Raw genomic sequence first — 13,066 nt, forward strand, 5'->3', positions numbered from 1 at the left:
CGGTGCCGCCGGCAGTTGGCGGGTCAGGGCTGCCGCAGCGGCCGGAAGGCGGCCCGCACCTCGGTGGCGAAGAGTTCCGGCTCCTCCCAGGCCGCGAAGTGGCCGCCACGATCCACCTCGTTGAAGTACGCGACTCCGGGGTAGACGGTCTCGACCCAGCTGCGGGGAGCGGCCCAGATCTCGTCGGGGAACGCCGTGAAGCAGACCGGGACCGCGACCGGTGGCGGCGGCTGGCCGGCCGCGTCGGCGGCCGCCTGGAAACGCCCGAACTCCCAGTACCACCGGGCGGACGAGGCACCGGTGCCGGTCAGCCAGTAGAGGGTGATGTTGTCGACGACGGTCTCCCGGGTGAGACCACCCACCGGCTCGCCGTCGACGAAGGCGCGGGAGATCTTGTAGTAGCTGTCCGTGTCGTGGTCCAACATCCAGGCCGCCAGCCCGACGGGTGAGTCGAGCAGCGAGTAGCCGATCGTCTGCGGTCGGGTGCTCTGTTCCAGGAAGTAGCCGAAGCCGTCCGTGCTGAACGTGGTGAGCGCGTCGTGCGCCGCGCGTTCCGGCGTTGACTTCGCCGGCAGTTGGTCCTTGAGACCGATCGCCGCGGCGAGCAGGTTGACGTGGATCCCGACCAGCCCGTCAGGTGCCTGACGGCCCATCGCGTCCGTGACGGAGGCGCCCACGTCGCCGCCCTGGGCGACATAGCGTGAGTAGCCGAGGCGTTCCATCAGCTGCGCCCAGGCCCGCGCCATCCGGGCGGAATCCCAGCCGGCCTCGGTCGGCTCGCCGGAGAAGCCGTAGCCGGGTAGCGACGGGAGCACCAGGTGGAAGGCGTCCTCGGGCCGCCCGCCGTGCGCCGTCGGGTCGGTGAGCGGGCCGACCACCCCGAGCAGTTCGACGACCGAGCCCGGCCAACCGTGCGTCATGATCAGCGGCAGCGCGTCCTCGTGCGACGACCGTACGTGGATGAAGTGGATCGTCACGCCGTCGATCTCGGTCGTGTACTGCGGCAGGGCGTTCAACCTGGCCTCGCACGCGCGCCAGTCGTACTCGCTGGACCAGTAACGGGCCAACTCCTGGATCGTCGTCAACTGCACGCCCTGGGAGCGGTCGGCGACCAGCTCCCGGGTGGGCCAGCGGGTGGCCGTGATCCGGCGACGCAGGTCCGTGAGCGCCTCGTCCGGCGTGTCGAGACGGAAGGGACGAATCCCATCGTCGTGGGACATGCTCACCACCTGTCGGGTCGAATCGAGCGGAACCGTCCCGGCCGAGCCGTACGCGTTCATCCTCACATCGGCGGGGTGACCGGGTGACCGGAACAGGATTTGTCGGCGGCACGCCTGGTGCCCGACCGGTCCGCCGGCTCAGCCCTGGCTCGCGCTGATCGACACGCCCGCCGGGTCAGCGCGGGACGTGTGCAGCACGAAGCTGGCGAAGACGGTGGTCATGATTTCGACTTCCCTGCCCCGGACGTCGCACTAGGGTCTATCTCCGTGGGCAGGGCAGACCGGGTCGGAAAGTGGGAGCGGTGATGGCCGACGACTGGTACGGCGACCCGGTCCTGCGACCGACGCCACGCGACTGAGTGCCGGGACCGACGCAGTGGCGGTGGTGGCGGGTACGCCCTACCGGCCGCGACCTGCCGATGGTCACGCCGTTCGAGATCTTCTTCGACCTGGTCTTCGTCTTCACCCTCACCCGCATCGTCGCGTTCATGGGGAAGCCACCGGATCCGGTGGCGATGGGCCGCGGGCTGCTGTTGCTGATGCTGCTCTGGTTCGCCTGGTCGGGGTATCTCTGGCTGGGCAATCAGACCCGCGTCGATCGACCGCCGGTACGCGTACTGGTGCTTGCCGCGATGGCCGGGTTCTTCGTCGCCGCGCTGGTCATGCCGGGCGCCTGGGACAGCGCGCCGGGTCTGGACGGGCCGCTGCTGTTGGCCCTGTCGTACGTGCTGCTGCGCGCGGTCCACCTGGCGCTCTACCACTGGGCGGGCGAGCCGCTGCTGCGGCTGCGGATTCGGCGGTTCGCCGTGGCGAGTGTGCTGGCCTGGATTCCGCTCCTGGCCGGTGCCGTGCTCGGCGGATGGGCGCAGACCTGGTTGTGGACCCTGGCCTTCCTGGTCGAGATCGGCGGGCAGCGCGGGGTGGTGCAGAGTCGCCTGGGCGGGTGGCCGGTGCGCAGCCCCGAGTACTTCGCCGAACGGCACGGACTGGTGCTGATCATCGCGCTGGGCGAATCGTTCCTCGCCGCCGGGGTGGGCGTCGGCACCATGGTCACCAAGCTTCCGGTGCTAGCCGGAGCGGTGATCGGTTTCATCCTGATCGCGTGCCTGTGGTCGGTCCACTTCGACCGGGTCAGTCCGCTCGCGGAGCAGGCGCTGTTGCGGGCCCGCGGCGAGCGGCGGGACCGGATCGGCGCGGACGCCTACTCGCTGGGACATCTGCCGCTGATCGCCGGGGTGCTCTACACGGCGCTCGGGTTCGAGGACGTGCTGGCGTCGCTCTCCGCCGCCCATACGCCCGGTGGGGAGCCGCTGGGGTGGCCGGGGGCGGTGGCGCTCTACGGCGGCGCCGCGCTGTACCTGCTGGGCACCCTGTTGGTGCGGTACCTGTCCGGCCGGGGCGCTCGGATGGGTGAGCTGGTCGTCGCCGTCGCACCGCTGCTCCTGCTGCCGGTCGGCCGGGCACTGCCGGCCCTGGTCGCCATCGGCGTGCTCGCCACCTACCTGGTCGGCCTGGTCCTGCTGCCGTACGCGCGGGCCGGGCGGCGTCCGGCGTCCTCACCGACCGGCAGGTGAACGGTGAGCCGGACCCCGGCGTACCGTGACCGCCCGGTCGACGCGGGCCGACGGCAGCTCACCTACCGACGGGTGCCGGCTGCCGGGCGACCAGCCCGACGGTGGGGTCGTAGCGGACCGGAACGGGATCGCTGAGTTCCCCGACGAACTCGCCGTCGGCGTGCTCGACGAAGCCGATGAGGGACCAACCGTCGCCGTCGGGGTCCGGGAAGACCCACGGGTCACGCCAGGTCTGCTCGTACCACAGCTCGTGGTCGGGCAGTCGAAGCATGGCCGGAAACGTGCCAGTGAACCGGTTTAGCGACTAGAGCGGGTTCAATCGTGCGGCCGAGGAGGCGGTGGGGCTCAGGCGACGGGGGCGGCCACGGACCGCCGCCGCAGCAGCGGCATCGGCACGAACGACGCGCCGCCGTCACCCCCGTCGAGCAGCACCTCCACCGCGCGGCGGCCCATCTGTTCGTGTGGCAGCGCCGCCGTGGACAGCCCCGGCCGCAGCCACGCGGCGATCGGGTCGTCGTCGAAGGAGATCACCGAAAGGTCGCCGGGAATGCTCAGGCCGGCCTCGCCGAGCGCCTGGTACGCGCCGAAGGCGAGTCGATCGTTCATGCAGATCACCGCGCTGGGCCGGGTCGGGCGGTCCAGCAGCGTACGCATGGCGGCGTAGCCGTGCTCCGGCAGCCACTCCGGGCAGAAGCCCTCGGTGAGCGGCGCGACACCGGCGGCGGCGAGAGTGCTCCGGATGCCGCGTAGCCGAGCGTCGGCGGCCAGCGAGATCTCCGGGTCGACTTCCTTCTGCCGGTTGCGCCCGATCAGGGCGATCCGGTCCCGGTGGCCCTGCGCGAGCAGCGTCTCGGCGATCATCGCGCCAGCGCCCTCGTCGTCGGGCAGCACGCAGGGCAACGGCTCCGGACTTGTCGCGTTGAGCAGCACCACCGGGCCGCCGAGGATGGCCGGAGGCACCGCCAGTCGGCGGGTCGCCATCGCCGCGTAGATCACGCCGTCGACCTGGCGGTCGAGAATGGCCTCGATGGCGTACCGCTCGAACGTCGCGTCGCCCTGCGTCTCGGTGATCAGCAGGACGTGGTCGCGCTCGCGAGCGGCGTCCAGCGCCCCGCGGATGAGGCCACCGGCGAACCGGGTGGTGGCGACGATGTCGGAGACGAACGCGATGGTGGCGGTCTTGCGGGTCCGCAGGCTGCGGGCGGCCACGTTCGGTCGGTAGCCGAGTTCCTCCGCTGCCGCGAAGACCCGCTGGTGCGCCTCGGCGGAGAGCCGGGTGCCCTCGCGCCCGTTCAGCACCATCGACGCGGCGGTCTTGGACAGACCGGCCCGTCGCGCCACGTCGGCCAGTGTCGCTCTCTCGCGGCCCATTGCGTCCTCCGATCACGGCGGCCGTCCCTACCCCGTTGTCGTCCCATCATTGCTGGATCGAGTCACCTCCGTGGTCACCGGCGGCGGTGGACGCCTTAGCGCCTTTCGGCGTCATATTGGGTACCGCGAACCGCGAGTCGGGTTCGGCACAGATCTGGTGCTGCTCTGCGCTGGCTCGCTGCGCATCCTCACGCCTACCCTCATCGTGTTCCTGATCTTTCAGCGACAGTTCATCAAGGCCCTGCTGCAAAGCTCCGTGAAGGGATAGCGGGTTGAGCGAGAGCCAGATCCACGGCGACATCGACGAGGGCTTCGGCCGGGTCGCCGACGTGTTTCGGGACAACTTCGCCCATCGTCAGGAGGTGGGCGCGGCGGTCGCCGTCTACCTGCGCGGCCGTAAGGTCGTGGACCTGTACGGCGGCCTGGCCGACGTCCGCTCGGGACGCCCCTGGAGCGCGGACACGCCCGCTGTCGTCTTCTCCTGCACCAAGGGGATCATGGCGATCTGCACGTACCTGCTGGTGCAGGAGGGGCGGCTGGATCTCGATGCGCCGGTCACCCGCTACTGGCCGGATTTCGGCCAGCACGGCAAGGCGGAGATCCCGGTTCGGTGGCTGCTCACCCACCAGTCCGGCCTGCCGGCGCTCGACAAGCCCTTCTCCCGGGAGGAGGTGCTCGCCTGGGAGCCGGTGATCAAGGCCATCGAGGCGCAGACTCCCTTGTGGAAGCCGGGTACCGCGCACAGCTACCACGCGATCACCTACGGCTGGCTGATCGGCGAGGTTGTCCGGCGGATCACCGGTGAGATGCCCGGTGCCTACTTCGCCCGGGCCCTCGGCGAACCGCTCGGTCTGCGTACCTGGATCGGGCTGCCGGCCGCCGAACGCGACGCGGTCGCCTGGATGCTGGCGCCGATCGGCGAACCCGTCCCGGCCGCTGACCCGGTCGCCGAGCGCGGCATCACCATGGGCGGCGCCTTCGCCTTCCCCGCCGACGAGAACGGCCTGGTCAGCTTCAACGATCCGGCCATACAGGCCGCCCAGATCCCGGGCGCGGGCGCGGTCAGCACGGCCGAGAGCCTGGCCCGCCTCTACGCCGCCTGCGTCTCCGAGGTGGGTGTGCCGCGGCTGCTCAGCCCCGGGTCCGTCGACGACGCGGTCACGGTCCGGGTCAGCGGCCAGCAGGTCTACGGGCTGCCCGACGCGGGACACCGCTGGGGCACCGGCTTCCTGGTGCACTCGGTGCCCCGCCCGATGCTCGGCGTACGCAGCTTCGGGCACGACGGCGCCGGTGGGCACCTGGCCTTCGGCGACGACGCCTACCAGGTTGGCTTCGGCTATGTGGTCAACCAGATGGGCGGCTTCGACGACGAGCGGGCCAACCTGCTCTCCGCTGCCGTCCGGGACTGCCTCGGGCGATAGGTGACCGACGGGGTGGCCCCGGCGAAGCCGCTCGGCTGAGCCGGGGCACACCCGCGACCGGGATCGCCGTACGGTGGTCGGATGTCGCTTGTCGATGCTGATCTCGCGATCCGGGCGGCGCAGGCCGGTGCCGAGGTGGTGCGCTCGCACCACGGCACAGCGGTGGCCCAGTTCGCGAAGTCGGGTGGGGACTTCGCCACCACCGCCGACGTTGAGGCGGAGCAGGCCATCCTCGGCGTGCTGCGGTCCGCGCGACCCGACGACGCCGTGCTGGCCGAGGAGAGCGGACGCAGCGGCTCAGGCGGGAACGGGCGCGTCTGGCTTGTCGATCCGCTCTGCGGGACGCTGAACTTCGCCGTACACACCACGCTGGTCTCGGTCAACGTGGCCCTGCGGGTCGGCGCGCAGGTCGTGGTGGCGGCCGTCGTGGACCCGTTCGCGCAGGAGGTCTTCTGGACCGACGGCACCGACGCCCGGGTGCGGCGCGCCGGTGCCGACGAGCAACTCACGCCGTCAGCGGCCTCCGGGCTGGTGGACGTGAACCTCGATCCGCCATACCCGAACGAGCGGGTGTTCCGGGCCGCCCGGCTGTTGGCTGACGAACGGTTCATCGAGCGCTTCCGGCCCCGGGTCGTGTCGACCACGTTGGCGTTGGCCTGGGTTGCGGCCGGTCGGCGCGCCGCGTACGTCACGGATGGCCGACTGCACGACTGCGTGCACTTCGCGGCCGGCATCGCGCTCTGTGAGGCGGCCGGCTGCGTGGTGACCGGGCTCGACGGCCAACCCTGGCGCAGCGGCCTGGGCGGGCTCGTCGCGGCGGCCGATGCGGCCACGCACGCCGACCTGTTGGCGCTGATCGCGGAGCAGGGGGAGTCGGCGTAAGGCCGGCCCGGTCAGTCGAGGCAGAACTCGTTGCCCTCGGGATCGGTCAGCACGATGAAGCCGGCCTCAAGTGGCGGCGCGGGCTCGACCCGGCGCACCTGCGTGGCACCCAACGCGACCAGCCGATCACACTCGGCCTGTAGTGCTGCCATCCGTTCCGCTCCGGTCAGCCCGGGCGCGGCCCGCACGTCGAGGTGCACCCGGTTCTTGACGATCTTGTCCTCCGGCACCTGTTGGAAGAACAGCCGTGGGCCGTGCCCGTCCGGGTCCTCAATGGCCGACCTGGTGTTGCGCTGCTCCGCCGGTACGCCGATGTGGGCGAGGAAGTCGTCCCACGCGGCAAGCGGGTCGGCACCCTCGGGAAGGTCAACTCCGGGCGGGCCGGGATGTACGTAGCCCAGTACGTCCCGCCAGAACGTGGACAGCGCCGTCGGGTCGTGGGCGTCGAAGGTGACCTGGATCTGGCGGCTCATCGGGCAGCTCCAATCGGTGTACGTCAGGGCGACCAATGTGCCAGGCAGGACCGACATCTCGGTGCGCGACCGTGGTGTCCGGCGATGACGCTGGCGGCTCGAATTCGCCTGATCGATGTCAGAGCTGACTCGACGGCAGGCCCGCAAGCCTGGTGCTGCGGGTGCGGGCGGAGCCCTGCTGCCGCTGCCGTGGACCGCCGCGGCCCGAGCGGACTCGGTGGCACCGCCACAGGTGTTGGCCGCCGGTGACCTGGCGCTCTGGTACGACGAGGCCGCCGGCGTCGGTTGGGCTGATGTCGAGGCCGCCTTGGTAACGGCGTCGAAACCGAGTGTTCCCATCACCGGGCGAATCGCCGGTTCGCCGCCGTCCACCCGACGGCCGTGGTCGGGTGTGGACGGAATTCGGCCCTGGGGTTCTCGTCGCCCCTGGCTTGCCGTATTCTCTGGCGTCGATGAGCGCCGTCCGGTCGGTCCGCGCGACGCCCTGGTCGCACCTCGTGATCGCCGTCCTGGCCTGCGACGATTCGGCCAGATGGGGGAGCGTGGCGTTCGTTACGAGACCGTGACCGCAGTATTTCCAACAAGGTGTTGACCTAGGCATTGTGAGCGCTAACACTTGCCCCCAAGTGCGACCCGCGCAGCCGGTGCGACGGCGCGAGTTCCAGATTGGGGAAGCCAGTGAACAGAAGAGTCCTGGCCGCTCTCGGCAGCGCCGTCCTGGCGCTGAGCATGGCGGCCTGTAGCGGCGAGGGCGCCGGCAGTGGCGGAAACGACAGCGACCAGCCCGCCGATCTGACCATCGGCGTCTCGATGCCGACCCAGACCTCCGAGCGGTGGATCGCGGACGGCAACTCGGTCAAGGAGAAGCTCGAAGCCAAGGGCTACCAGGTCGACCTCCAGTACGCCGGCGACGACATCCCCACCCAGTCCCAGCAGGTCGACCAGATGATCACTCGGGGTGCCGACGTGCTCATCGTCGCGGCGATCGACGGCACGGCGCTGAGTGGGCAGTTGCAGGCGGCGGCCGACGCGAACATCCCGGTCATCGCCTACGACCGGCTCATCCGGGACAGCCCGAACGTCGACTTCTACGTCAGCTTCGACAACTACAAGGTAGGTGTCGCGCAGGCGACCGCACTGCTGGTCGGCCTCGGGGTGCAGACCAAGGACGGCGCGCGGGGCGAGGCGAAGGGCCCGTTCAACATCGAGCTGTTCGCCGGGTCGCTCGACGACAACAACGCCCACTTCTTCTTCGACGGGGCGATGGACACCCTCAAGCCGTTCATCGACGACGGCACCCTGAAGGTGACCTCCGGGCAGACCAACATCGAGCAGGTGGCGATCCTGCGATGGCAGCAGGAGGCCGCGCAGAAGCGGATGGAGGACCTGCTGACCTCCAGCTACAACAGCGGCACGAAGGTCGACGGCGTGCTGTCGCCGTACGACGGCCTGTCGCGGGGCATCATCACCGCCCTGCAGAACGCCGGCTACAAGGGGGCGGACTTCCCGGTGGTGACCGGCCAGGACGCCGAGATCGCCTCGGTGAAGTTGATCGACGACGGGGTGCAGAGCTCCACCATCTTCAAGGACACTCGGCTGCTGGCCGAGCAGGCCGTCATCGCCGCTGAGGCGTTCCTGACCGACAAGACGCCGGAGGCCAACGACACCGAGACGTACAACAACGGTGTCAAGGTCGTCCCGTCGTACCTGCTGCCGGTGCAGACGGTGTTCAAGGACGACATCAAGCCGGTCCTGATCGACTCGGGCTACTTCACCGCCGAGGAGGTCGCCGCCGGCCAGGCCGGCTGACGGCACCGCCGGGTTCGGCGGCGCAACCGCGGCCGAGCCCGGCACCACCCTCGACACCCCCGACGATCTGGAGGCTCAGGATGGTGAGCACGGACGACAACATCCTTGAGATGCGTCGCATCACCAAGACCTTCCCGGGCGTGGCCGCGCTCCAGGACGTCACCCTCGCCGTACGCCGTGGGGAGATCCACGCCATCTGCGGCGAGAACGGCGCCGGCAAGTCCACCCTGATGAAAGTGCTTTCCGGGGTCTACCCCTCCGGCAGCTACGACGGGGAGATCCTCCTCGACGGCGAACCGGTGCACTTCCGCAGCATCCGCGACAGCGAGCAGCGGGGCATCGTCATCATCCACCAGGAACTCGCCCTGGTGCCGTACCTGTCGATCGCCGAGAACATCTTCCTGGGCAACGAACAGCGCGGGCCCGGCGGGCTGATCGACTGGAACCGCACCAACGCCGAGGCGGCGAAACTGCTCGCCTCGGTGGGGCTGGCCGAGAACCCGATGACGCCGGTGGTGCAGCTCGGCGTGGGCAAGCAGCAACTGGTCGAGATCGCCAAGGCCATCTCCAAGAAGGTCCGGTTGCTCATCCTCGACGAGCCGACCGCCGCGCTCAACGACGTCGACTCGGCCCACCTGCTCGACCTGATGCGACGCCTGCGTGACGAGGGCATCACCTGCATCATGATCTCGCACAAACTGAACGAGATTACCGCCATCGCCGACTCCACCACGGTGCTGCGGGACGGGCGGACGGTGGAGCGGCTCGAGATGGCCTCCGGCGAGGTGACCCAGGAGCGGATCATCCGAGGGATGGTGGGCCGCGACATCGACAGCTTCTACCCCGACCGGGTCTCCACGCCGGGGGAGGAGGTGCTTCGCATCGAGGACTGGTCGGTGCGCCACCCGACCCAGGACCGCCTGGTCGTCGACGGCGCGAGCCTCGACGTGCGCGCCGGTGAGGTGGTCGGGATCGCCGGCCTGATGGGCGCCGGCCGTACCGAACTGGCGATGAGTGTCTTCGGGCGCTCGTACGGGCGTGACATCACCGGCCGGCTGTTCGTGCACGGCCGGGAAGTCAGGGCGCGCACCGTCGCGGAGGCCATCCGCAACGGCATCGCGTACGCGACGGAGGACCGCAAGCGGTTCGGCCTGAACCTCATCGAGGACATCCGGCGCAACATCTCGGCTGCCGGGCTGCGCCGGCTCGCCCGGCTGGGCTGGGTGAACGACAACGAGGAGATCAAGGTCGCCGAGTCCAGTCGGCGCGACATGAACATCAAGGCGCCGAGCGTGATGTCGGTGGTGGGCAAACTCTCCGGCGGCAACCAGCAGAAGGTCGTGCTGTCGAAGTGGCTGTTCACCGACCCGGAGGTGCTGATCCTGGACGAGCCGACCCGAGGCATCGACGTCGGGGCGAAGTTCGAGATCTACACGATCATCAACCGGTTGGTGGCCGACGGCAAGGCCGTCATCATGATCTCCTCCGAACTGCCGGAGTTGCTCGGCATGTGTGACCGCATCTACACGTTGTCGGCCGGACGCATCACGGGCGAGGTGCCGGTCGTCGAGGCGACCCAGGAAAAGCTCATGGAACTCATGGCGAAGGACAAGGAAAGCGTCGGATGACCAGCACCAAGCCCTCCTCGACCGATCGGAAGTCGGCCGAGAGCGCTTCCGCCGCCGCACTGCACGTCGGCACCAGCGACCCACGTACGCTGATCCTGAACAATCTGCGGCAGAGCGGCATCTTCGTCGCCCTCGTCGTCATCGTGGCCCTGTTCGCGTTCCTGACCGACGGTCTCTCGCTGAGCCCGGGCAACATCACCAACATTGTCCTTCAGTACTCGTACATCCTGGTGCTCGCCATCGGCATGGTCATCGTGATCATCGGCGGGCACATCGATCTCTCGGTCGGCTCGGTGGTGGCGTTGACCGGCGCGGTCTCCGCCGTGGTCGTGATCCGGCAGGGACAACCGTGGTGGGTCGGCGTGCTGGCCGCCCTCGCGGTGGGGATCGCGGTCGGCGCCTGGCACGGCTTCTGGGTGGCGTACGTCGGCATCCCGGCCTTCATCGTGACCCTCGCCGGCATGTTGCTGTTCCGCGGCCTCACCCTGCGGGTGCTGGACAACATCTCGCTGTCGCCGTTCCCGGCGGAGTACAACCGGATCGCGGCCGGATTCCTCAACGGACTCATCGGTGGTGACGGCTACGACGCCTTCACCCTGCTCATCGGCGGTATCGCGGTGGCCGGATACGTGGTGAGTGGCTTCCGCACCCGGGCGGCCCGCGTCCGTTACCAGCAGCCCGTCGAGTCCTTCGCGTTGTTCGTCGCCCGGCTGGCGTTGGTCGGTGCCGTGGTCATGTGGTTCGCCTGGCAGTTGGCCCACGCGCGTGGTCTGCCGATCGTGCTGATCATCCTGGCCGCGCTGGTGCTCGTCTACGGGCTGCTCACCCGGCGTACCGTCTTCGGTCGGCAGGTCTACGCGATCGGCGGCAACCTGTCCGCGGCGATGCTGTCGGGCGTCAAGGTCCGCACGGTGAACTTCTGGATCTTCGTGAACATGGGATTCCTGTCCGCGGTGGCCGGCATCATCTTCTCCTCGCGTTCCAACGGCGCCCAGCCCGCGGCGGGCAACATGTTCGAGCTCGACGCGATCGCCGCCGCGTTCATCGGCGGCGCGGCGGTCACCGGCGGCGTCGGTACGGTCGTCGGTGCGATGGTGGGCGGGCTCATCATGGCGGTGATGAGCAACGGGATGCAGCTGATGGGTGTGGACCAGTCGTTGCAGTCGGTGGTCAAGGGCCTCGTGCTGCTGGTCGCCGTGGCCTTCGACGTCTACAACAAGCGCCGCGCCGGCGCGAGCCGCTGAGCCGGACGTCAAGCGCAAGGCCCTGCGCTTGACGTCGGGTCACGGTGTGGAAACACTTCCTCGGGTCGGCTCCGCGTCGCGCGGTGCCGACCCCGGAGGTCGGATTGGTCCAGGAGGAGATTCGTCGGCGCAACGCCGGCACGCTGCTGCGGCACGTGCATCTCCACGGCCCGCTGTCCCGGGCCGAGCTGGGCGAACGGATGGGCCTGAACCGCAGCACCATCATGGCGCTGACCACCGAGCTGAGCCGGCTCGACCTCGTCGGCGAGGAGTCGCCGGTGGACACCGGCCGCGCCGGTCGCCCGTCGCTGGTGGTGCGACCGGCGTCCAAGAGCTGCTACGTCCTGGCCTTCGACGTCGCCGTGGACCGCGTGGTCGCCGCCCGGGTCGGGCTCGGCGGGAGGATCCTCGACCGGCGGGAAGCGGTGCGTCCGCGCGCCGGGCCGGACCTGCACGACGTGGTCGCGGTCCTCGCCCGGTTCGGCCGTCAGCTGCACCGGGCGGCACCGCCGGGCGCCCGTTGCGTCGGTGTGGGCGCGTCGTACTGCGGCATGATCCGCCCGGGCGACGGGATGGTGCGGTACGGGCCCGACCTGGGCTGGGTCGATCAGGCGTTCGGCGACGAACTCGGGCGTCGCCTCGGGATCGGCCTACCGGTGACGGTGGGCAACGAGGCCCACCTCGGCGCGCAGGCGGAGCAGCAGCGCGGCGCGGGTGTCGGTCTCGACGACCTCGTCTACCTGCACGGTGACGTCGGCGTCGGCGGCGGGATCATCGTGGGTGGGCGGCTGCTGGGCGGCGACAGTGGCTACGGCTGCGAGTTGGGGCACATGGTGGTCAACCCGTACGACGGCCGGCCCTGTGGCTGCGGCTCGTACGGTTGTCTGGAGGCGGAGGTCGGGGAGCGGGCGTTGCTCGACGCCGCCGGTCGGCCCGCCGAGCTGTTCGGGCGCGCCGCCGTCCGGTCGGTGGCCGACGACGCCGACCGTGGGGATCCGGCGGCGCGGGAGGCGTTGCGCCGCATCGGTGACTGGCTCGGCATCGGGGTGGCGAACCTGATCAACCTGTTCAATCCGGGCCTGGTGGTCTTCGGCGGGATGCTGTGCGACCTGTACCCTGGCGCCGCCGCGCAGGTGCGCGGGCGCATCGCACGTCACGTGCTGCCGGTGGCCCGGGAGACGGTCCGGCTGCGCATCGCGGCCCTCGGCGACGACGCCACCCTGGTCGGCGCGGCGGAACTCGGCTTCGCCCGGCTACTCGATGATCCGCTGGCGGTGCTGACCGCCTTGACGCCGGGCGCGGGCTGGCGTGTCGACGTCCGAGCCGGTGCCGGGTTTCCGCCGGCGGCAGGAAACCTGAGCAGGGCGGCCGGTGCCGACGACGCGGTCGGGGGCGGTGGCATGGGGTAGCCGATGAGCGGGTGGGCCTGCGACCATGCAGTCCG

General features: G+C 70.1%; 11 protein-coding genes. 7 read left to right on the forward strand and 4 right to left on the reverse strand.

Features of this window, described 5'->3' with window-relative positions:
• Positions 1-23: 23 nt before the first annotated feature.
• A complete protein-coding gene (locus O7601_RS20275; protein ID WP_281562669.1) occupies positions 24-1,220 on the reverse strand; it encodes an epoxide hydrolase family protein in 1,197 nt (398 codons plus the stop codon).
• Between the two features lie 359 nt (positions 1,221-1,579).
• On the opposite strand from O7601_RS20275, the gene O7601_RS20280 reads away from it, so the two are divergent.
• The gene (locus O7601_RS20280; protein ID WP_281562670.1) at positions 1,580-2,794 is read left to right on the forward strand and encodes a low temperature requirement protein A; all 1,215 of its coding nucleotides are present in this window, start codon (positions 1,580-1,582) and stop codon (positions 2,792-2,794) included.
• Between the two features lie 58 nt (positions 2,795-2,852).
• Here O7601_RS20280 and O7601_RS20285 read toward each other — a convergent pair whose 3' ends face one another.
• Positions 2,853-3,065, reverse strand: coding sequence for a hypothetical protein (locus tag O7601_RS20285; RefSeq protein WP_281562671.1), 213 nt, complete (start codon positions 3,063-3,065; stop codon positions 2,853-2,855).
• Between the two features lie 74 nt (positions 3,066-3,139).
• Complete coding sequence (locus tag O7601_RS20290) at positions 3,140-4,165, reverse strand: LacI family DNA-binding transcriptional regulator (RefSeq protein WP_281562672.1); 1,026 nt, start codon at positions 4,163-4,165, stop codon at positions 3,140-3,142.
• A 272-nt stretch (positions 4,166-4,437) separates the two neighbouring features.
• Here O7601_RS20290 and O7601_RS20295 point away from each other — a divergent pair, with 272 nt between their 5' ends.
• Together O7601_RS20295 and O7601_RS20300 are read left to right on the forward strand one after the other, a co-directional pair.
• Positions 4,438-5,586: a serine hydrolase domain-containing protein gene (locus tag O7601_RS20295; protein WP_281562673.1), complete on the forward strand. Its 1,149-nt coding sequence runs from the start codon at positions 4,438-4,440 to the stop codon at positions 5,584-5,586.
• Positions 5,587-5,667: 81 nt separating this feature from the next.
• Complete coding sequence (locus O7601_RS20300; protein ID WP_281562674.1) at positions 5,668-6,468, forward strand: inositol monophosphatase family protein; 801 nt, start codon at positions 5,668-5,670, stop codon at positions 6,466-6,468.
• Between the two features lie 11 nt (positions 6,469-6,479).
• Here the strand turns inward: O7601_RS20300 and O7601_RS20305 are convergent, their stop codons facing one another.
• Entirely contained in the window at positions 6,480-6,941 is a 462-nt protein-coding gene (locus O7601_RS20305; RefSeq protein ID WP_281562675.1) for a VOC family protein, read from the reverse strand.
• Between the two features lie 678 nt (positions 6,942-7,619).
• Here O7601_RS20305 and chvE point away from each other — a divergent pair.
• The 4 genes from chvE (at position 7,620) to O7601_RS20325 (ending at position 13,031) form a co-directional block, all read left to right on the forward strand.
• Positions 7,620-8,750 (forward strand): multiple monosaccharide ABC transporter substrate-binding protein, encoded by a 1,131-nt coding sequence (gene chvE / locus O7601_RS20310; protein WP_281562676.1) that lies wholly within the window; start codon positions 7,620-7,622, stop codon positions 8,748-8,750.
• An 80-nt stretch (positions 8,751-8,830) separates the two neighbouring features.
• Positions 8,831-10,378, forward strand: coding sequence for a multiple monosaccharide ABC transporter ATP-binding protein (mmsA, locus tag O7601_RS20315; RefSeq protein ID WP_281562677.1), 1,548 nt, complete (start codon positions 8,831-8,833; stop codon positions 10,376-10,378).
• Positions 10,375-11,622, forward strand: coding sequence for a multiple monosaccharide ABC transporter permease (mmsB, locus tag O7601_RS20320; RefSeq protein WP_281562678.1), 1,248 nt, complete (start codon positions 10,375-10,377; stop codon positions 11,620-11,622). Before mmsA ends, mmsB begins: the two co-directional genes overlap by 4 nt.
• Positions 11,623-11,705: 83 nt before the next feature.
• On the forward strand, positions 11,706-13,031 hold the full coding sequence (locus tag O7601_RS20325) for an ROK family transcriptional regulator (protein WP_281562679.1): 1,326 nt from the start codon (positions 11,706-11,708) through the stop codon (positions 13,029-13,031).
• Positions 13,032-13,066: the final 35 nt, after the last annotated feature.

The organism is Verrucosispora sp. WMMD573, assembly GCF_027497175.1.
Taxonomy (GTDB): domain Bacteria; phylum Actinomycetota; class Actinomycetes; order Mycobacteriales; family Micromonosporaceae; genus Micromonospora.